General features: G+C 72.3%; 20 protein-coding genes and 1 riboswitch. Of the genes, 10 read left to right on the forward strand and 10 right to left on the reverse strand.

The window, feature by feature from the left end:
- Nucleotides 1–821: alcohol dehydrogenase catalytic domain-containing protein (locus ACWC9R_RS32230; RefSeq protein ID WP_450736849.1), on the reverse strand; the 821-nt coding region annotated here is incomplete at its 3' end.
- Nucleotides 822–1,119: 298 nt separating this feature from the next.
- Between ACWC9R_RS32230 and ACWC9R_RS32235 the strand changes: the two genes are divergently transcribed.
- The 3 genes from ACWC9R_RS32235 to ACWC9R_RS32245 all read left to right on the forward strand — a co-directional run bounded on the left by ACWC9R_RS32235 (nt 1,120) and on the right by ACWC9R_RS32245 (nt 3,875).
- On the forward strand, nt 1,120–1,443 hold the full coding sequence (locus ACWC9R_RS32235) for a bifunctional 3-phenylpropionate/cinnamic acid dioxygenase ferredoxin subunit (RefSeq protein WP_362612742.1): 324 nt from the start codon (nt 1,120–1,122) through the stop codon (nt 1,441–1,443).
- A complete protein-coding gene (locus tag ACWC9R_RS32240; RefSeq protein ID WP_450736851.1) occupies nt 1,440–2,612 on the forward strand; it encodes an NAD(P)/FAD-dependent oxidoreductase in 1,173 nt (390 codons plus the stop codon). The genes ACWC9R_RS32235 and ACWC9R_RS32240 overlap by 4 nt, the downstream gene beginning before the upstream one ends.
- A 141-nt stretch (nt 2,613–2,753) precedes the next feature.
- Entirely contained in the window at nt 2,754–3,875 is a 1,122-nt protein-coding gene (locus tag ACWC9R_RS32245; protein ID WP_450736853.1) for an NADH:flavin oxidoreductase, read from the forward strand.
- Nucleotides 3,876–3,890: 15 nt separating this feature from the next.
- Here ACWC9R_RS32245 and ACWC9R_RS32250 read toward each other — a convergent pair whose 3' ends face one another.
- Both ACWC9R_RS32250 and ACWC9R_RS32255 read right to left on the reverse strand, forming a co-directional pair.
- Nucleotides 3,891–4,745 carry a bifunctional 5,10-methylenetetrahydrofolate dehydrogenase/5,10-methenyltetrahydrofolate cyclohydrolase gene (locus ACWC9R_RS32250; protein WP_450736855.1) on the reverse strand — a complete coding sequence of 285 codons (855 nt, stop codon included), beginning with the start codon at nt 4,743–4,745 and terminating at the stop codon, nt 3,891–3,893.
- Nucleotides 4,746–4,766: 21 nt separating this feature from the next.
- A riboswitch (ZMP/ZTP riboswitch) is annotated at nt 4,767–4,854 on the reverse strand.
- A gap of 96 nt (nt 4,855–4,950) precedes the next feature.
- Nucleotides 4,951–5,904: a hypothetical protein gene (locus tag ACWC9R_RS32255; RefSeq protein ID WP_450736857.1), complete on the reverse strand. Its 954-nt coding sequence runs from the start codon at nt 5,902–5,904 to the stop codon at nt 4,951–4,953.
- A 162-nt stretch (nt 5,905–6,066) separates the two neighbouring features.
- On the opposite strand from ACWC9R_RS32255, the gene ACWC9R_RS32260 reads away from it, so the two are divergent.
- The 3 genes from ACWC9R_RS32260 to ACWC9R_RS32270 all read left to right on the forward strand — a co-directional run bounded on the left by ACWC9R_RS32260 (nt 6,067) and on the right by ACWC9R_RS32270 (nt 8,096).
- Nucleotides 6,067–6,387: a hypothetical protein gene (locus ACWC9R_RS32260; RefSeq protein WP_393358266.1), complete on the forward strand. Its 321-nt coding sequence runs from the start codon at nt 6,067–6,069 to the stop codon at nt 6,385–6,387.
- Between the two features lie 131 nt (nt 6,388–6,518).
- Nucleotides 6,519–6,740: a hypothetical protein gene (locus ACWC9R_RS32265; protein WP_327158515.1), complete on the forward strand. Its 222-nt coding sequence runs from the start codon at nt 6,519–6,521 to the stop codon at nt 6,738–6,740.
- Between the two features lie 111 nt (nt 6,741–6,851).
- Nucleotides 6,852–8,096, forward strand: a complete 1,245-nt coding sequence (locus ACWC9R_RS32270; protein WP_450736859.1) for an SPFH domain-containing protein — start codon at nt 6,852–6,854, stop codon at nt 8,094–8,096.
- A gap of 118 nt (nt 8,097–8,214) precedes the next feature.
- Here ACWC9R_RS32270 and ACWC9R_RS32275 read toward each other — a convergent pair whose 3' ends face one another.
- The 7 genes from ACWC9R_RS32275 to ACWC9R_RS32305 form a co-directional block, all read right to left on the reverse strand.
- Nucleotides 8,215–9,513 (reverse strand): benzoate/H(+) symporter BenE family transporter, encoded by a 1,299-nt coding sequence (locus tag ACWC9R_RS32275; RefSeq protein WP_450736861.1) that lies wholly within the window; start codon nt 9,511–9,513, stop codon nt 8,215–8,217.
- Nucleotides 9,510–10,712, reverse strand: coding sequence for a trans-sulfuration enzyme family protein (locus tag ACWC9R_RS32280; protein WP_450736863.1), 1,203 nt, complete (start codon nt 10,710–10,712; stop codon nt 9,510–9,512). The genes ACWC9R_RS32275 and ACWC9R_RS32280 overlap by 4 nt, the downstream gene beginning before the upstream one ends.
- Nucleotides 10,709–12,559 carry an FAD/NAD(P)-binding protein gene (locus ACWC9R_RS32285; protein ID WP_450736865.1) on the reverse strand — a complete coding sequence of 617 codons (1,851 nt, stop codon included), beginning with the start codon at nt 12,557–12,559 and terminating at the stop codon, nt 10,709–10,711. Before ACWC9R_RS32285 ends, ACWC9R_RS32280 begins: the two co-directional genes overlap by 4 nt.
- Nucleotides 12,556–13,557 carry a 2,3-diaminopropionate biosynthesis protein SbnB gene (gene sbnB, locus ACWC9R_RS32290; protein ID WP_450736867.1) on the reverse strand — a complete coding sequence of 334 codons (1,002 nt, stop codon included), beginning with the start codon at nt 13,555–13,557 and terminating at the stop codon, nt 12,556–12,558. Before sbnB ends, ACWC9R_RS32285 begins: the two co-directional genes overlap by 4 nt.
- Before the next feature lie 16 nt (nt 13,558–13,573).
- Nucleotides 13,574–14,548, reverse strand: coding sequence for a 2,3-diaminopropionate biosynthesis protein SbnA (gene sbnA, locus ACWC9R_RS32295; RefSeq protein ID WP_450736869.1), 975 nt, complete (start codon nt 14,546–14,548; stop codon nt 13,574–13,576).
- Nucleotides 14,549–14,926: 378 nt separating this feature from the next.
- Nucleotides 14,927–15,313 carry a hypothetical protein gene (locus ACWC9R_RS32300; protein WP_450736871.1) on the reverse strand — a complete coding sequence of 129 codons (387 nt, stop codon included), beginning with the start codon at nt 15,311–15,313 and terminating at the stop codon, nt 14,927–14,929.
- Between the two features lie 146 nt (nt 15,314–15,459).
- Complete coding sequence (locus tag ACWC9R_RS32305; RefSeq protein ID WP_450736873.1) at nt 15,460–16,086, reverse strand: TetR/AcrR family transcriptional regulator; 627 nt, start codon at nt 16,084–16,086, stop codon at nt 15,460–15,462.
- Nucleotides 16,087–16,199: 113 nt separating this feature from the next.
- Between ACWC9R_RS32305 and ACWC9R_RS32310 the strand changes: the two genes are divergently transcribed.
- From ACWC9R_RS32310 to ACWC9R_RS32325, 4 genes are all read left to right on the forward strand, one after another.
- Nucleotides 16,200–17,390, forward strand: a complete 1,191-nt coding sequence (locus ACWC9R_RS32310; RefSeq protein ID WP_450736875.1) for a cytochrome P450 — start codon at nt 16,200–16,202, stop codon at nt 17,388–17,390.
- Between the two features lie 4 nt (nt 17,391–17,394).
- On the forward strand, nt 17,395–17,610 hold the full coding sequence (locus ACWC9R_RS32315) for a ferredoxin (protein WP_362612711.1): 216 nt from the start codon (nt 17,395–17,397) through the stop codon (nt 17,608–17,610).
- A 218-nt stretch (nt 17,611–17,828) separates the two neighbouring features.
- Nucleotides 17,829–18,125 carry a hypothetical protein gene (locus ACWC9R_RS32320; protein ID WP_450736877.1) on the forward strand — a complete coding sequence of 99 codons (297 nt, stop codon included), beginning with the start codon at nt 17,829–17,831 and terminating at the stop codon, nt 18,123–18,125.
- Between the two features lie 199 nt (nt 18,126–18,324).
- Nucleotides 18,325–19,077 (forward strand): PE-PGRS family protein, encoded by a 753-nt coding sequence (locus ACWC9R_RS32325; RefSeq protein ID WP_450736879.1) that lies wholly within the window; start codon nt 18,325–18,327, stop codon nt 19,075–19,077.
- The last annotated feature ends 5 nt before the right edge of the window (nt 19,078–19,082 follow it).

A 19,082-nucleotide genomic window follows, 5' to 3' on the forward strand; every position in this document is an offset into this window, starting at 1 on the left:
GTGCCCGCCAGGTCGCGCATGTAGAACGCCTGGCGGTAGGTCTCGGGGCGGCCCACCGCGTCGATCACCACGTCGGCGCCGTGCCCGCCGGTGAGCGCCCGGACCGCCTCGACGGGGTCCGTACCACGGGAGTTGACGGTGTCGGTGGCGCCGAAGCGGGTGGCGGCGTCCAGCTTCCGGTCGTCGAGGTCGACCGCGATGACCCGGCGCGCACCGGCGGCCGAGGCTCCGGCGATCGCCGCGTTGCCGACCCCGCCGCAGCCGATGACGGCGACGGTGTCCCCGCTGCCGACCCCGCCGGTGTGCACCGCCGCGCCGTACCCGGCCATCACCCCGCAGCCGATCAACCCGGCCGCCTCGGGACGGGCGTTGGGGTCCACCTTGACCGCCTGCCCGGCGGCGACCAGGGTCTTCTCGGCGAAGGCCCCGATGCCCAGGGCCGCCGTCAGCGCCGTGCCGTCCTGGAGGGTCATCGGCTGGGCGGCGTTGCGGGAGTCGAAGCAGTACCAGGGCCGGCCTCGGCGACAGGACCGGCACCGGCCGCAGGGTGCCCGCCAGGCGAGGACGACGTAGTCGCCCGGGGCGAGACCGGTGACGCCGGGCCCGACGGCCTCGATCACCCCGGCCGCCTCATGGCCGAGGAGGAACGGGAACTCCTCGCTGATCGCGCCGTCCCGGTAGTGCAGGTCGGTATGGCAGACCCCGCAGGCCTGCACGGCGACGAGCACCTCTCCCGGGCCGGGGTCCGGCACCAGGATCGTTCGCAGCTCCACGGGTGCGCCTTGTTTCGCCGCGACGACGGCATGGACTTCGTGTGGCATGCCCCTACCCCTCAGTGTTGCGCACTGCACGACTGGTTGCGCGATGAGAGACATCGTGGAGACGCCGGATCGGCACCGTCAAGAGGTACGGGCCGGCTCTTCGCCACGGACCCCTGACGCGTCCGGACACGGGGGCGGCCGCCCTGCCGGACACGGAAGGCGGGGCCGGAAATTGAAGGGCCGGCATTTCCTGGGACCGCTTGACGCGTCCGCTCCCCAGCTGGATTCTGTTGCGCATAGCGCTCCATCGTGCGCACCGTGAAACTCGATGATGCCGATCAGCAATCAGGGGGGTCCCGTGATTCCTGTCTGCCCGCTCGCCGACCTGCCCACCGGTGAGTCCGTCCGCATCGACACCGCACCTCCGATCGCCGTCTTCCACACCGACGGGCAGCTGTACGCCATCGACGACACCTGCACCCACCAGGACGCCTCGCTCGCCGACGGCTGGGTGGAGGGGTGTCTGGTCGAATGCCCGCTGCACGCCGCGTCCTTCGACCTCCGCACCGGAGCGCCGACCTGCCTGCCCGCCCGCCGGGCCGTGCGCACCCACCCCGTGACCGTCGAGGACGGCATGATCTACGTCCACCGCCCGGCCGCCGAGGAGGGCACCGCCGCATGAAGTCCGTCGCCGTCATCGGGGCCTCGCTGGCGGGCCTGTACGCCGCACGGGCCCTGCGCGCCCAGGGCTACGACGGGCGGCTGGTGATCGTCGGGGAGGAACCGCACCGCCCCTACGACCGCCCGCCGCTGTCCAAGGACTTCCTCACCGGCGCCACCGCCGACCAGGGTCAACTGGCCCTGGCCGACGCCGAGGAGACCGCCGAACTGGACGCCGAGTGGCTGCTCGGCACCCGGGCCACCGGGCTCGACACCCGCGCACGGGCGGTGCTGCTCGACGGCGGCCGGTCCCTGACCACCGACGGTGTGGTCATCGCCACCGGCGCCACCCCACGCCGCCTCCCCGGCCCGGCCCCCGCCGGCACCCACACGCTGCGCACCCTGGAGGACGCCCGGGCACTGCGCGCGGAGCTGACCCGGGGACCGGTCAGGGTCGTGGTGATCGGCGGCGGCTTCATCGGCGCCGAGGTCGCCTCGTCCTGCGCCCGCCTCGGCCATGACGTCACCGTGGTGGAGGCCGCTCCGCTGCCCCTCGTCCCCCAACTCGGCGACACGATGGCCGGGATCTGCGCCGCCCTCCACGCCGACCACGGTGTCACCCTGCACACCGGCACCGGTGTCGCCCGTCTGCACGACGGCGGCGCGGGGCACCGCGTCACCGGCGTCGAGCTGACCGACGGCCGGCTGCTCCCCGCCGACGTGGTCGTCGTCGGCATCGGGGTGCGCCCCCACACCTCCTGGCTCGAAGGCTCCGGGCTCCCCCTCGACGACGGGGTGTGCTGCGACGCGGGCGGGGTCACGCCCCAGCCGCACATCGTGGCGGCCGGCGATGTCGCCAGGCCGGCCGGCGTCCGCGCCGAACACTGGACCGGCGCCACCGAGCAGGCCGCGGTGGCCGTCCGGAACCTGCTCGCCGGCCGCACCGTCGAGGTCCACCGCAGCCTGCCGTACTTCTGGTCCGACCAGTACGGCGTGCGCATCCAGTTCGCCGGCCGGCGGCTGCCCACCGACACCCCGCACCTCGTCGAGGGCTCACCCGACGACCGCAGCTTCCTCGCCCGGTACGAGCGCGACGGGCGCACCACCGCCGTCCTGGCCCTCAACCGGCCCCGCCCCTTCCAGCGCCTGCGCCGCGAACTCGCCCGCGACGGCCAGCCGGCCACCACCTGATCTCCGGCCGGAGGGCGCCGTATGTGGCGCAGCAGACAGCGGACAGCGGATGACGGCGCCGCCGTGCGGTGTTCGGAACAGCGGAACGCCTGCCGTCCGGCGGCGTTCCGCGACCGCGTTCCCTGCCCAGGAGACCTCCACGTGACTGCCCACGCCTCCGCCACCCGAGCGGCCCGTACGCTCTCCCGCCCCTTCGCCCTCGGCAGCCTCACCGTGCCGAACCGGATCGCCATGGCCCCGATGACCCGCGAGTTCTCGCCGGGCGGTGTCCCCGGCCCCGATGTCGCGGACTACTACGCGCGCCGGGCCGCCGGCGGCGTCGGCCTGATCATCACGGAGGGCACCTACGTCCGGCACCCCGCCGCCGGCACCAGCGGCGCCGTCCCCCGCTTCCACGGCACCGACGCACTCGACGGCTGGGGCCGCGTGGTGGCCGCGGTGCACGCGGCGGGCGGGACGATCATGCCGCAGCTGTGGCACGTCGGCATGGCCCGGAAGGCGGGCGCCCCGCCCTTCCCCGACGCCCCGCCGTCCGGCCCGTCCGGGATCGCCCTCGACGACAGCCCGTCCGGGCACGCCATGACCCAGCGGGATCTCGACGACGTCATCGCGGCGTTCGCCGAGGCGGCGGCCGCCGCCGAGCGGCTCGGCTTCGACGGGATCGAACTGCACGGCGCCCACGGCTACTTGATCGACCAGTTCCTGTGGTCGGGCACCAACCGGCGGACCGACGCCTACGGCGGCAGCCCCGCCGCCCGCGCACGCTTCGCCGCCGAGATCGTCGCGGCCTGCCGGGCAGCGGTCGCTCCGGACTTCCCGATCCTCTTCCGGATGTCCCAGTGGAAGATGCACCACTACCAGGCCCGCCTGGCCGAGTCGCCGGAGGAACTCCAGGCGATCGTGGCCCCGTTGACGGAGGCCGGTGCCACCGCGTTCCACTGCTCGACGCGCCGCTACTGGCTGCCCGAATTCGAGGGCTCTGACCTCAACCTCGCGGGCTGGGTCAAGAAGCTCTCCGGCCTGCCGACCCTCACCGTCGGCTCGGTCGGTCTCGACAACGAGGTCATCGGGACGTTCCAGGGCGAACAGGCCGGTGTCGCCGGTATCGACGGTCTGCTGGACCGGCTGGAGCGGGACGAGTTCGACCTCGTCGCCATCGGGCGGGCGCTTCTCGGCGACCCGGAGTGGGCCGCCAAGATCTTCGAGGGCCGCACCGACGCCCTCGTGCCGTTCGACGCCTCGATGCTGCGGACGCTGAACTGACGCCGGGCGCCGCGGTCAGCCCGCGGTCAGCTGGGCGGCCGCGGCGTCGACGGTCTGGGTGAGCAGGGTCGCGATGGTCATCGGGCCGACACCGCCGGGAACCGGGGTGATCAGCGCGGCGCGGGTGCGTGCCGCCTCGAAGTCCACGTCCCCGACGTTGCCCGGGTTGGAGCCGGCGTCCACCACCACGGCCCCGGCCTTGAGGTGCTCGGCACCCAGGAACCGGGGACGTCCGACGGCGGCGATCAAAACATCGGCCTCCCTGGTCACCGACGCCAGATCGGTGGTGCGGGAGTGGCAGTAGGTGACGGTGGCGTCGCGGCCGAGCAGCAGCATCCCCACCGGCCTGCCGAGGATCGCGCTGCGGCCGACCACGACGGCCCGCCTGCCCGCGAGGTCGACGTCGTAGTGATCCAGCAGCCGGAGGATGCCGCCGGGCGTGCAGGAGGCGAAGCCGTCCCGACCGAAGCTCATCGCGGCGAAGGAGTGGCCGGTGACCCCGTCGACGTCCTTCTCCGGGGCGATCGCCTCGAACGCGGCGCGCTCGTCGATGTGCGGCCCGGCCGGGTGCTGGAGCAGGATGCCGTGCACGGCGGGGTCCTGCGACAGCGCGGTGAGGGTGTCGACCAGCTCCGCGGTCGTGGTGGCGGCGGGCAGCGCGACATGCCGGGAGAGGATTCCGGCCTGCGCGCAGCGGTTGCGCTTCATCCGGACATAGGTCACCGAGGCGGGGTCGTCGCCCACGAGTACGGTCGCCAGACACGGGGCCGTGCCGGTCCGTCCGGTGAGTTCCGCCGCGCGCCGGGCGGCCTGTCCGACGAGGTCGCGGGCGAGGGCGCGGCCGTCCATGAGGCGGGCTTCGGGGGACATGGGCTGCTCCTGAGCGTCGTGGTGGATCGCCCAGGCGCGCGGCACGGACCATGGAGGCCGAGCCGCTCCCCGGTGGTACTCCACCCCAGCGCCAGTCACGGCTCGGCGCCCACCCTAATCGACGCCGCACGGTCCGCCCAGGGGCACATCGGCCACGGCAGCCACCCGGCAGGCCGGGCCCGCCCCGGCGCCCGTCGGCGTCCCCTCAGCCGCCCGCCCCTCCCTGGCCGGGTGCGGAGAGCGGCGGTTGGGGCGCGGCGGAGGCCTCCCACTGGCTGAGGATGCCGTCCCAGTCGTGCTGGGCGGCGGTGATGGCATTGGCGTCCCACATGGGCTGGCCCGGCGGCTGGTACTGCTGCTGTTCCTCGTAGCCCCGGTAGTCCTGGTACTCCTGCTGCCCGGCGTAGTTCTGGTACGGCTGCTGCTTCCAGGGCTCCTGCTCGTAGTGCTCCCGTGGGTACTGCTGCGGTCGCTCGCGCCAGACCGGCGGGGAGGCCTCCGGCTGGGGCGTGGGCGGGAGGTTGGCCATCCGGCGGTGCCGTCCGGTGCGGTCCGACGAGCGGGCGTGCACCGTGCGGCTCTCGGCGGACAGCTGTTGTGCGCGGGCCACCAGGAGCCGTACGTCGAGGCCGAGTTCATGGGCCAGGGCGGTGAGGTCCACTCCGCTGTGCCAGCTGCTCATCAGGACGGCGTCGAGGGCCGGCGCCCAGGCCGGTTCGGTGGGCTGGGGCGCGGCCGCCGGGCCCGCCTGCGAGGGCGGCGCGGGAGCCGGGGCGGCCGGCTGCGGGGCCGCCTCCTGCGCGGGCTGCGGCGCCGGGGGTGGGGGCACGGGGTGCTGTGGCGCGGGCTGCTCCGCGGGGGCCGGCTGCGGGGCGGCGGGCTGCTCGGAAGCGGGCTGGGAGAGCAGGCTCTTGGCGACCGCGCGGGCATCGTCCTTGCCCACCGTCCTCCGGGCCAGCCGCACTTCGCGTTCGTCCAGGCCGAGCAGGTCCGCCACCACCGCGTCGCTGCCCACGGTCACGGCGAAGGCGGCGAGGGTCCGCGAACGGCGCGCCTCGGCCTCGTCGAGGAGCCCCTGCGTACGGCGGACCTCGTCATCGCTGCTGCAAAACGCCTGTGCGAGTACCGCGTGGCGCTCCCACAACTCCCTCGGTTCCATGACTGCGACAACGGCCCGTCGTCCGGATTGGACTGGTTCCCGGCTATAGATCACTGCATAGGGTGATATTCGATGGAGAGGCGTCCCTGTCTGCCGGGCGGACGTACGGCCGGCTGCGAAAGTACGCAGTGACCCCAGCGTCGAAGAATCGTTTCTACGGCCATGAGCGTCCCCTCTTCCGGCACCGTCGCAGGTCACGGACAGACGTCCCTCCCCCGCCCCGGGCAGATGCCACGGTGGATCACCGCGGAGGTCATCAGGCAGACACCGGTGTTCGCCGGGCTGGTGAAGCAGTGGACCGAGCGCGCCGCCACGGTGCCCGGGGTCGCCGATCCCGAGTGGCAGCGCCTGGTCTCCTACCGTGCGCTGATGGAGGAGACGGAGATCGCCCTCACGGCCCTGCGGCCGCACCGCGCGCCCGACGTCCTGCCCCCGAGGAAGCCGGTGGTCCCGGCGGCCCGGCCCGCCCGCCTGGACGCCTGAACCGGGTCCGCGGCGGCTGCCGCCCCGGCCGGCGCGAGCGGCACCCGCGCCGGAGTACCGTTGAGTTGTCGAGGATTTCCCGCTGTCCGGCGGCTGCGCCGACAGCGGCTTTGACCAGTGACGGAGCCCGGGTGAGCGCGACGGATGAGACGGACTTCAGCCCGATCGGGGTGATCGGGCGGGTGACCGTCTCCATCCCGGCCGACGGCCCGGGAGAGGTGCTGCTGCCCGTACGCGGCGGCACCGAGGCCTTCGCCGCCTGGTCCCGCGAGCCCATCGCCCGGCACACGCAGGTCATCGTGGTGGATCACACCTCGGCGCGATCGGTGATCGTCGCGCCACTGCCCGCGTGACCCCGGCCGGCCGTCCCGCGCACCGTGTCCGGTCACCTGAGCACTCCCTTTTCCCGCGGCCGCCCCCGCACCCCACCCCCGAGGCAGGTCGCATCGGACCAGGAGCCTTCGATGTTGTTCTGGCATGTTCCGGCGCCGAACGAGGCGCTGTTGATCTCCGGCTCGAAGCGCCGGACCGGGGACGCCCAATTCCGTATCGTGACCGGCCATGGCTGCTGGGTCATGCCCGTCAAACAGAAGGCGAGTGTGCTGTCGCTGTCGCTGCGGGAGGCGGAGATCTCCGAGGACTGCGTCACCCAGCAGGGCATCCGGCTCGGTGTCCGGGCGGTCGCCGTCTTCAAGGTCGGGGACGACCAGACGTCCATCGCCAACGCCGCGCGCCGGTTCCTCTCCGAGCAGGCCACCATGGAAGAGCTGGTCGGCAGGATCTTCGCCGGTCATCTGCGCTCGATCGTCGGCGGACTGACCGTCGAGCAGATCATCCGGGAGCGGGACCGGGTCGCCCAGGAGGTCAAGGACGGCAGCCACTCCGAGATGGAGAAGCTCGGCATCGTCGTCGACGCGCTGCAGATCCAGGAGATCGCCGACACCTCCGGCTACATCACCAATCTCGCCGCACCGCACGCCGCCGCGGTGGCCAGCACGGCCCGGATCGCGCAGGCCAAGGCCGACCAGGAGGCGACCGAACGCGAGCAGCAGGCGGCCGCGTTGAAGGCGGAGTACGAGCGGGACACCGCGATCAAGCGGGCCGGTTTCCTCGCCGAGACCGAGCAGTCCAACGCCCGCGCCGCACAGGCCGGCCCGCTCTCCCAGGCCAGGGCCTCTCAGGAGGTCATCGAGGAGCAGACCGCGCTGGCCGAGCGGCAGGCCTCGCTCGCCGCCCAGCGGCTGGAGGCCGAGGTACGCCGCCCCGCGGACGCCGAGGCGTACCGGCTGCGCACCCTGGCGGAGGCACAGCGTGACCAGGTCCGCTACGAGGCGGACGCCCGCGCGTACACCGAACGCACCGTCGCCCAGGCGCGCGCCGACGCCAACATGGCCCTCGCGGGCTCGCTGCGGGACGGCAACCAGGAACTGATCGCCGCCAACCGCACCGTCGAAAACCTCCCCGCCCTCGCCGAATCCGCCGCCGAGGGCCTCTCCGGCACCCAGCTGACCGTCCTCAACGGCACCGACGGAATCAACGAGATCGTCTCCGGCATCATCGGCCAGGGCCTGGCCATCCTCAACGGCCTGAAACCCGCCACTTCCACCCCCGCCGCCACTCCCCCACCGGCCGACGGCACGGGCCCACTGCCCCGGAAGGTGACAAGGCTGAAGCAGGACGGCGCCGGGTCGGGGGCCGGGTCGAGCTGAGCAGGGGCCGGGCGGGGCCGGCCCTCGGTGGATCACGACCGGCACGGGCCGCCGTAGACCCAGAGGTGCCCGGCGGCCCCTGCGGGCCCCGGGCACGTGGCTGTCCCGGCCAGATCGGTTACTTGGCGGGTTCGGTGGTCGTACGGCGTCCGCGGGTCAGGACGAAGTGGGCGATGACGCCGAACAGCAGTCCCCAGAAGGCCGATCCGATGCCGAAGAGGGTGACGCCGGAGGCGGTGGCGAGGAAGGTGATCAGGGCCGCCTCGCGGTCCTTCTCCTCCTTCACCGCGCCGGTCAGGCCGCCGGCCAGCGCGCCGAGCAGGGCCACTCCGGCGACCGCCGCCACCAGTTCCTTGGGCAGGCCGGCGAAGAGGACCACCAGGGTGGAGCCGAAGGCCCCGATGAGGAGGTAGAACGCTCCGCAGGAGACTCCGGCCACATAGCGACGCTTCGGGTCGCGGTGCGACTCGGGGCCGGTGCAGATGGCGGCGGTGATCGCCGCGAGGTTGATGGCGTGGGAGCCGAACGGGGCCAGCACCGTGGACACCAGGCCCGTGGAGCCGATCAGGAGGCGGTCCTTGGGCTCGTAGCCGGACGCGCTGAGCACGGCCATGCCCGGCGCGTTCTGCGAGGCGAGCGTCGCCAGGATCATCGGCACCGCGATGCCGATGAGGGAGGCGACCGAGAACTCCGGGGTCGTCAGCACCGGCTTGGCCAGCTCGATCCGGTCCAGCTGGATGTGCAGCCGGGAGCCGGCCGCGCTGGCCACGACGCCCGCCGCCAGGGCGACCAGGACGGCGTACCGGGGCAGCCAGCGCTTGGCCAGGAGGTAGGCGAGCAGCACCGAACCGGCGATCAGCGGGGCGGTCTTGAGGGAGGTGAACACGCCGGTGCCGAAGGAGAAGAGGATGCCGGCGAGCATCGCGGAGACCACGGCGGTGGGCACCTGCCGCATCAGCCACCCGAACACCCCGGTCAGGCCGACCAGGGTGATCACGAGACCGGTGACGATGAACGCGCCGATGGCCTCCGCGTAGGAGTACGCCCCGAGGCTGGTGACCAGCAGGGCCGCGCCCGGGGTCGACCATGCGGTGATCACCGGCATCTTGGTGCGCAGGCTCAGCCCGATGCAGGTGAGCCCGCTGCCGATGGAGATGGCCCACACCCAGGAGCTGGTCTGTGCGGTGTTCAGATGCCCGGCGGACGCGGCCGCGAGCACGATGACGAGCGGGCCCGAGTAGGAGACGACGACGGCGACGAAGCCCGCCAGTACCGCGGACAGCGAGGCGTCACGGAACAGCCCGGGCCGGGTGCCCGGCCCGGGTGCCGGGGACCCGGCCGCCGCGTCCGCGGGCTCCGGTGGCGCGGAACCCGGCGGTGCGGCGTCGGGGTGGGGCGTGGGTGTCTTGGAACTCAACGGTCTTCCTTCACGGCCTTTTCCAGGGCCTGTTCGAGGTCGGCGACAAGGTCTGCGGGGCTCTCCAGACCTATGGACAGCCGCAGCATGTCCTTCGGCGAGGTACTACCCGGTCCTTCGAAGGTGTAGCGGTGTTCGACCAGACTCTCCACACCGCCCAACGAGGTGGCACGGATGAAGAGTTCGCAGTGGTTCGCGGTCCGCAGGGACTGCTGCCACTCGCCCTCGACGTGCAGCGAGAGCATGCCGGAGAAGCCGCCCGTCATCTGCCGCGCGGCGACCTCGTGCCCCGGGTCGGTGGCGAGCCCCGGGTAGGCCACCCGCCGGATGCGCGGGTGCTCGGCGAAGTGCTCCGCCACGGCCATCGCGGTCTCCGAGATCTGGCGCATCCGCGGGAAGAGCGTCCGTATGCCGCGCATCAGGAGGTAGGTCTCCATGGGGCCGAGTATCGGGCCGGTCAGCCGGCGGTGCAGCCGCAGCCGCTCCCAGACCGCGTCCCGGGCCTCGCTGCTCCCGGACGCCTTGACGAGCAGTCCGGCCACGACGTCGGTGTGGCCGTTGAGGTACTTGGTGCCGGAATGCATGATCAGGTCCGCGCCCAGCGCGAACGGCCGGGAGTGCACCGGGGTGGGAACGGTGTTGTCGACGCCGAACAGGGCACCGGCGCGGTGCGCGATCTCGGCGCACCCGGCGATGTCGGTCACCGTCCAGGTGGGGTTCGCCGGGGACTCCGCCCACACCAGTGCGGTCGGGGCGGCGTCCACGGCGGCCGCCACCGCGTCCAGGTCGTTCATGGGGGCCTGGACGACCTCCAGGCCGCGCTGCGGACCGAACTCCAGCAGCCACTTGGTGAGCCCGAAGTACATGGTCTGCGGGACCACGACCCGCGCACCGGCCGGCAGGACCTGGAAGACGGCGGTGGCGGCGGCCATGCCGGACGAGAAGACCAGCGCGTCCGAGCCGCCCTCCAGGCCCGCCACCACCTGCTCGACCTGCTCGTACCCCGGAGTGCCCTGATCGCGCAGGTAGGCCAGGCCGGCCGGCGCCCGGTACTCGCCGTCACGCGCGAAGGTCGCGCCCAGACTGATCGGCGGCGGCACGGCGCCGGTGGTCGGGCAGCGCCAGCCGTCGCCCTGCGCGGCGCGCGTCTCGGGCCGGTACTCCTGGGTCCAGGGGGTGAAGGTCTCGCTGTTGTTCATCGCTTCCTCGTCATCAGTTCCGGCAGGGCGGTGCTCAGGGCACGTTCGGCGTCCAGCAGCGCACGGGAGGGCGCGCCGGGTGAGGGCACATAGTGGTTGTAGTAGCTGGACCCCTCGGTGTGCGGCCCGAGGAAGAACAGCCGGGGCTGCGGGGTGCCCGTACGGTCGATCCCCTGGCCCTCCCGGGTGACGTCCAGTCCGGGCACCGTCGCCCCGCGGTGCGCGAGGGTGCGGACCCGGCCGGCGGCGGCGAGGGTGCCGAGCAGCGTCCCGGGCGCCCGGTCCGCGGCGGGCTCGGCCACATGCGCCCGCACCACGTGGTCGACCTCGATCCGCAACGGCTCGGCCAGACAGGTGGATTCGAGCCGCCAGGGCCCCTGCCCGGCCGGTGCGACGACCTTCGGCTGGGGGCCGGGGCCGAGCCGGACGATCCCCGCGTCGATCAGCGAGAGCAGCTCCGTCGACCGGTCCAGCTGCGGGCCGATCACCAGCCGGTTCACCACCGAGGTGAACTCCCCGAAGAAGGCGGCCAGTGACGCGTCGTCGACGCCCGGCGGGTCGATGACCGCGCGCAGCACGTCACGGTGGTCGCGCGGCACCTCCAGGGCTTCCTTGAGCGGGCTCACCCCGAGGCCCTCGCGGGCCTCGGCCAGGTCGGCGGCGACCTCCGCGGTGAACCAGTCGCGGTAGTCGGCGTACTCCGCCCACCGCCGGTCCGTGAGGTTCGCGGACAGCATTCCGGGCACCGGGCTGCCGCCGAACCGGGCGCGCAGTTCGTCGAGCAGGACCGCGTGGCCGACGCGGGCGCAGCGCCGGGCCATCTCCAGCCCCGCGTCGGTGGCGTGGCCCGTCTCCCGGCCCCACAGGACGCGGTAGTAGGCGAGTTCCATCTCCGCCTCGATCAGCGGCAGCACGTCGGCGGCGAAGTCGAGCCGCCGGCCGGGCCGTTGGGCGCGGAGCGCGTCGAGGTGCTCCGTGGTCAGTGCCAGCGGGGCGAAGCGCGTCCGGCCCGGGTGGAGGCGCGGACGGCTGCGCGAGGGCATCCCGGAGCGGTTGCTGAGCACGATCAACGGCTCCCGCCCACTGGGCAGATAGCGCAGCCCGTGCGCGTCGGCCGTGTGTCTGCCGCCGCGTCCGAGGGTGAGGGTGGCGATGACGTCCATCGCCGTGAGCCCCATGCCTAGGACGGCCACCCGCTCCCCCGGTCCGATGCTGTCGAGCGCCTGGGGTAACGGATAGGGGCGGGTGACGAGCCGGGGGTCGGGAGCCGGTTCCCCGGGCAGGTAGAGCGAGTGGTGGCCGACGGTCACGAACACCGCGTCGGCCTCGATCCGGGTGCCGTCGGCGAGGACGACCGTCTCGGTGTCCGACGCCCCGGGGCGGATGTCGACGGCCGTCGTGCGGTGGTGCCGCAGGGTGAGGTTCCCGGGCGCCGCGCCGGCGATCTCTCCGGCCGCCCAGGTGAGGTAGTCGCTCAGCAGCCTGCGCGGCAGGAAGTCGTTCGGCTGGATCTCCCGCCCCTCGCCCGCCCGCACGGTGTAGCCGTCGTCCGCCAGCCGCAGGTCCCGGCGCCGGCACCACTCATGGAGCGAGGGACCGGATATCGGTACCGGCCCGTCCACCATCTGCGCGTCGGCGAAGGCCGAGAGCTGTGCGCAGACGGTGTTGAGCAGCAGATGGTCGGGCTGGTCGGAGAGGTGGAAACCGGCGCCGAGGGGCTGCGGGTCGACGAGGTGGACGGTGAGCGGGGCGGGCTGCGCCAGGCAGTGCGCGACCAGGCGCTCGAAGACGCCCAGCCCCCGCGATCCGGCGCCGACGATCGCGACGGAGACGGGTCTGTGATTCACCACCGGCGCGTCTCCCCGAAGAAGTTGGGCACCTCGATGGTGGTGCCGTCCTTGCGTGCCTCGCCCAGGACGAACGCCCCCACGGCGAGGTCGAGCACGCCCAGCCCGAACGGCGAGAAGATCACCGGCCGGTCCGAGGAGGGCGTGACGTCCCCGTTCAGCACGCCGGCGAGGGTTCCGGTCACGAAGTCGCGGGAGCCGGACAGCTGCTCGGCGAGGTGGGGCGAGGTCTGGGCCTTCAGACAGTGCTCGACGTCGTCGAGGATGTTGTCCGCGCCCAGGACGACCTCGGGGGTGAGGTCGCGCAGCGAGATGTTGAGGACGAGCTGGCCGGGCTTGAACGGGGTGCTGACGTACGGCGCGAGAGCGGTCGTGGCGAACACCACGGTGTCGGCCTGCAGCGCGTCGTCGAGGTCGGCGGTGAAGGCCGCCGGGCGGTTCTGGGTGGTGCGCACATGCTCGGCCAGGGCCTGTCCGGACGCCTCGTCGAGGTCATGGACGAGATAGGAGTCCGGGGCGCAGCCCGCGACGTTCAGGTAGTCGCAGATGTTGCGGGCGATGACGCCGCCGCCCACGACGGCGATGCGGGTCCCCGGGTAGCCGTCCGGGCGGAGCGCGGTGGCGGCGACGGCCGCGGAGGCGGCGGTACGCGCGGCGCTGATGTTGGCGGCTTCGAGGCAGGCGATCGGGTAGCCGGTCTCGTAGTCGTTCAGGAGCAGGACGGCCGAGGCGCGCGGGGCCCCGCGGCGGGTGTTGCCCGGGAAGCTGGCGATCCACTTGATGCCGGCGAGCTGGACGTCGGCGCCCAGGAAGGCCGGCAGCGCGATGATCCGGGAATCCGGCTTCTCCGGGAAGCGGAGGAAGTAGCTGTCGGGGTTGACGGAGTCCCCGGCCTCGTGCGCCCGATAGGCGCTGCTGACAATACCGAGCACGTCTTCCCGTTTGCCGTGCAGAACGTGACGGACCGTTTCCCCGGCCACGATCTCAAAATTGAACATCACTCATTCCCCCCACTCAGGCCGGTGCCTGAGATATCTTGTTGCCGACGGCCCGGGGCCAGCGCTCCGCCACCCAGGCGTCGTTGTAGACGGTGTCCAGATACCGGTCACCGAAGTCGGGCGAAAGGGCCACCACGACACTTCCGTCCGGGATATCTTTTGCGGCATCCTGCACGGCACACAGCACCGTGCCGGACGAACCCCCCAGTAGCAGGCCGCGTTCCTCGGCCAGCGTGCGGCACATTTCCACGGCCGCCGACTCGGAAATGAGCACGACGTCATCGATATGCGTGGTGTCCAGTATTTCCGGCCGCCGGCTCGTCCCCAGGCCGGGAATGTGGCGGCGGGCCGCGGGCCCGCCGAAGGTCACGGAGCCCTCGGCGTCCACCGCGATGATCCGGGTGGCGGGGCTGTGGCGGCGCAGGTACTCCGCGCAGCCCATCAGGGTGCCCGTCGTGCCGGCCCCGATGAAGGCGTAGTCGATGTGGCCGATCTCCTCGAGCAGCGCACGGCCCGTGCGGTCCCGGTGGGCCCGCGGCCCGGCCGGGTTGGCGTACTGGTTCAGCCAGAACAGGTCGGGGTCACGGCGCAGCCGCTCGCCGATGTAGTCGATGCGCGACTGCAGATAGCCGCCGTGGACGTCCCTGACGTCGATGACCACCACTTCGGCGCCGAGCACCTCCATCAGTCGCCGCGACTGGACGGTGGAGTTGGGGTCCGTGACGCAGGTCAGCCGGTAGCCCTTTGCCGCGCACACCATCGCCAGGGCGACGCCGAGGTTTCCCGACGTCGATTCGATCAGTCGGGTCCGCGGGAAGCAGCGCCCGGATTCCTCGGCCGCCTCGACGAGTGCGACAGCCGTTTTGAGTTTTACCGAGCCGGCAGGGTTAAGGCCTTCCAGTTTGAGGAAGACTGAACTGCCGGGAACTAATTGATCAAGCCGTATGAAGAGGTCATCCAGTACGAGATCATAAACTTCTTCCGCTATCACCAGAATCCAAACCGTTGAAAATGGGCAGCGCAAGACAATTGCGCTCGCCGAAGCGAGGAGCCCACGGGCTTGTTGGTCGGCGCACGGGTCAGGTGCGCTACGCAGAAGGGACCCTTCCCCCGTCCCCCGGTGTCACAAATCCCCCATTCACGATGTGACAGCACAATCCTGCCATCCGGCATGGCCGATGACAACGATTATATGACTACCAAAAACGTTGAATCATGAAACTGACGCCCGTTTCCGGCCCGCCGCAGCACTCCTGACATCACGTTATTCCTGGTGAAACGGGCGGACGCGAGGATTCCGCGGTACGCCCGGACATGCGAGGGGCCCGGGAGTGTCACCCCGGGCCCACCGCGCGCTGTCCGACGGGTACTAGAGGAGGCCGAGCAGGCCGAGGTTGAGCAGGCCGTTCCTGCCCACGCCGTAGCGGTCACGGTCGTATCCGTCGCGGTAGCCGTCGCGCCCGTAGCCGTCGCGCCCGTAGCCGTCACGGTCGTAGCCGCTGTCGCGGCCGAAGCGGTCGCGGCGGTCGCGGCCGAAGCCGTCATAGCCGTCGTGGCTGCGGTGGCCGATACGGCCGTGGTCACGGTGGTGCTGAAGGTTGCCGTGGTGGCCCTTCTCGCAGCGGTGCGAGGCGCACTTGGCGTCCTGGGAACTGCTGGGGGGCGCGGTCGCGGCGGTCGCGGCTGCCGTCGGCACCACCAGGGCAGCCGCGGTCAGGCCGGCCACTGCGAGGCCGCGAGGGATCGAACGGAGCATGTTTCCACCTTCACTCGACTCTGCAGAAAAAGAATATTTCCTGCAAAGACGACGATAAGCGGGCATATGTCCACCGACTTGCGACCCGCCGCAGAGTCACTGGAACGCAGCACGCAGGGCAACGCCCCCTCCCGCGCCCCGGCCGTTCACTCCGGAATCCCCTCGCTTCCCCCGTCGGCCGCCCCCTCCTTCGGCAGGCTCTCCAGCAGGTGGCCCAGGGCGCCCGCGACGAGCGCGCAGACCGTGTCGGGGTCGGCGCTCGCGAGCGGCTCCTTGGCGACGACCACTCGCATCAAGCCAATTCCCAGCAGCCAGGACAGCGCCAGATCGGCGCGCAGACCCCCGGTGTCGGACTCGGACAGGGTGGCCAGAACCTCCGCGTACTCCTCCCCCAGCCCCCGCAGCGCCTCCGCTATCTCGTCGCTGCCGCCGATGGAACGCAGGCACACCTCCAGCGCGCGGTCGGCGCCCTCCCCGCCCTCGGCCAGCATGCCGCGCAGCGCGACCTCGAACAGCCGCTCGGCGGGGGTGGTGCGCAGCTGCTCGTGGCCGCCCCGCGCCATGACCTCGCCGAACAGGGCCTTCTTCGAACCGAAGTAGCGGAACAGCAGGGCCTGGTTGGCCCCGGCCCGGGACGCGATGTCGCGCACCGTGGCCCGTTCGTAGCCGCGCTCGGCGAACAGCTCCGATGCGGCGTCGAGCAGCCGCAGCCGGGTGCCCTGGGCATCCCTTCGGGACGCGTTCGCCGTGCCGCCTCGCGGGGTCTCCGCCATCGCCACGCTCCTCTCCGTTGGCCCGTCACGATGACGGCCACAATGCGTCGTTGACCGCCTCCGGGGGGCGGCTTACCGTGATGTAAGCAGGTGCTTACACAAGGGAGGTCGCCTTGACCACAGCCGACACAGCACCCCTCTCCTACCCCTTCAATGTTCCCGAGAGCCTTGAGCTCGCCGAAGAGTACGAACACGCCCGCAACCGTCCGGGGTTGCTGAGGGTCCGGATGGCCTACGGCGAGCCGGCCTGGCTCGTGACCCGGTACGCCGAGGCCCGGCTCGTCCTCGGTGATCCGCGCTTCAGCCGGGCCGAGGGGGCGCGGCACGACGAGCCCCGGGCATCCGAAGGGCGCCGGGACAGCGGCATCCTGGGCATGGACCCGCCCGATCACACCCGGCTGCGGACGCTGGTTGCCAAGGCCTTCACCGTTCGCCAGGTCGAGAAGCTCCGGCCGCAGGTCAAGCAGCTGGCGAACGAGCTGCTGGACGAACTCGCGGCGGCCGGGCCGCCCGCCGACCTGGTGGACCGCTACGCCCTGCCCATTCCCGTCGCCGTGATCTGCCGGATGCTCGGGGTGCCGGCCGAGGACCGGCCGCGGTTCCGGGTGTGGAGCGACGCCGCCCTGTCGACGAGTTCCCTGACCGCGGCGGAGTTCGACGCCAACATGGAGGAACTGCGCGCCTATATGCGGCAGTTGATCGATGAGCACCGGAGCGCCCCGCGGGACGATCTGATGACGGCGCTGATCGACGCCCGGGATGTCGGCGACCGGCTGTCCGAACTCGAGCTGGTGGACCTGTGCGTGGGGATTCTGGTCGCCGGGCACGAGACCACCGCCACCCAGATCCCCAACTTCGTGCTGGCGCTGCTGGACCACCCGGGACAGCTGGCCCTGCTGCGCGAGCGGCCGGAGCTGATCGGCGGCGCGGTCGAGGAGTTGCTGCGATTCGTCCCGCTGGGCAGTGGCGCGAGCCAGCCCCGCTATGCGACGGAGGACGTCGAGGTCGGCGGGACGCTGGTGCGGGCCGGGACCCCGGTCCTGGTGGCGGTGGGCGCCGCCAACCGCGATGCGCTGCGCTTCGACGCGCCGGGAACGCTGGACATCTCCCGGACCGCGAACCAGCACCTCGGGTTCGGCCACGGCGTCCACCACTGTCTTGGCGCGCCACTGGCCCGCCTGGAGCTGCAGGAGGCGATCGGCGCCCTGATCACGCGCTTCCCTGACCTGCGGCTGGCCGGTGACGTGGACTGGAAGAGCGAGATGCTGGTGCGCGGGCCGCGGGTCATGCCGGTGGGGTGGTGAGCCGATGACCTGGCAGGTGGAGATCGATCCGCAGCAGTGCATCGCCTCGGGGTCCTGCGCCGCCATCGCCGCGGACCTGTTCGTCGTGGACGGCGCGCACGCCCGCCCATTGAAGGACCGCATCGAGGAGGACGAACGCGCCCTGGACGCCGCCGATGTCTGCCCCGCCATGGCCATCACCGTCCGCGACGGTGCGGAGGTCGTCGGACCCCGGCCGTAGGCCCGGCGGAGACCGACGGGGCGTGGCGCCGGCCACGCCCCGTTCGCGTATCCGCCCTGGTCGTTCCCGAACTCCGGCGTGTGTCAGGGGAGTTCGGCGGCCTGTGTGCGTCCGTCCCGTGCGGGCCCCTGGGCGCTCACCCTCGGTACACGAAGTGCAAGATCATTTCGTGTACGCTACCGCCCGGTAACGACCCAATTATTCCCCAGGGGGATCTCATGCGTCGACGTCTTTCCGCACTCGTCGTGACGGCGGCCGTGGCCGGGGGCGTGCTGTGCGCGGCGCTGCCGGCGCAGGCCGCCACCACGACCGCCGCCCGGACCGGCGTGGCGGCCGGGGGCGCCATCCACGTCAACATCGAGGAGATGCGTCAGCAGTCCGCCAAGCTGAAGGCCAAGGCCGACCGGCTGGACCGGGCGGGCAAGCACGCCGAGGCCAAGCGCGTCCGTGCGCAGGCCCACGCGCTGGACAGGAAGATCAAGGCGTACCTCGACGCCGATGAGAACATGTCCTGACGCCAGGTCAGCTTCACACCGTCGCCCGCCCCGGAGCCATCGGGGCGGGCGACGCCGCTGTGTACGGGCGGCCGGTCCGGCGGGCGGGCACGGCCGGGCCCGCCCGGACCGTCGTCCAGGGCTCGCCGACGGCACGGGAAACGGCAGGTCGGGCCCCTCTCGTCGCGCTGTGCGGCCGGGGTGCGACGATGACCCTGTCATGGATGCGGGGCAGGTTCTCAGGGGGCTGCGTGCCGCGGTGTTCGCGGCGGTCTGCGTGCTGCTCGCTGCGCTGGGCCACGTGGCCATGTCGGATGCCGTGATACCGGGCTGGATGCTGCTCGGCGCCGGGGTGGCCACCGCGGCCGGTGCCTGGTGCTGTGCGGGCCGTGAACGGGGCCCGCTGCTGGTGGGGTTGCTGACCGTCGGCACCCAGGCCGCCCTGCACACCGCCTTCTCCTTCGGCCAGGCGTTCACCGGTTCCGGTGACGGCGGGCACTCGCTCGTGCGCCGGTGGGCGGACAGCTGGCTGTGCGGCTCCCCAGGGGCGGAGTCCACCGGCCGGGACCACGCCGAACTGCTGCGGCTGATGCACCAGCAGATGGCGGCCATGCCCTCGACGGGACACGGGGACCACATGCCGGGCATGGACCACATGGGAGGGATGGCCTCCTCCGCCGCTCAGATGCCGGGGATGCACGGCAGCGCCACCGGCATGCTCGCGGCCCACCTGCTGGTCGCCCTGCTCAGCGCCGGGTGGCTGTGGGGTGGCGAGCGGGCCGCCTTCCGGCTCGTACGGAGCGTGTCGGCCTGGCTGTTCGCGCCCCTGGTGCTGGTGCTGCGGATCGTGCTGCCCGAGGCGCGGCCCGCCGTGCGCACCGCCCGGCAGGAGCCGCGGCAGGCGGTACGGCACCTGTTGCTGGCGCATACGAGGTCGTTGCGGGGGCCTCCGCGGGAACCGGCTGTCGTCTGACAGCG

The sequence above is a fragment of the Streptomyces sp. NPDC001219 genome (assembly GCF_053597915.1).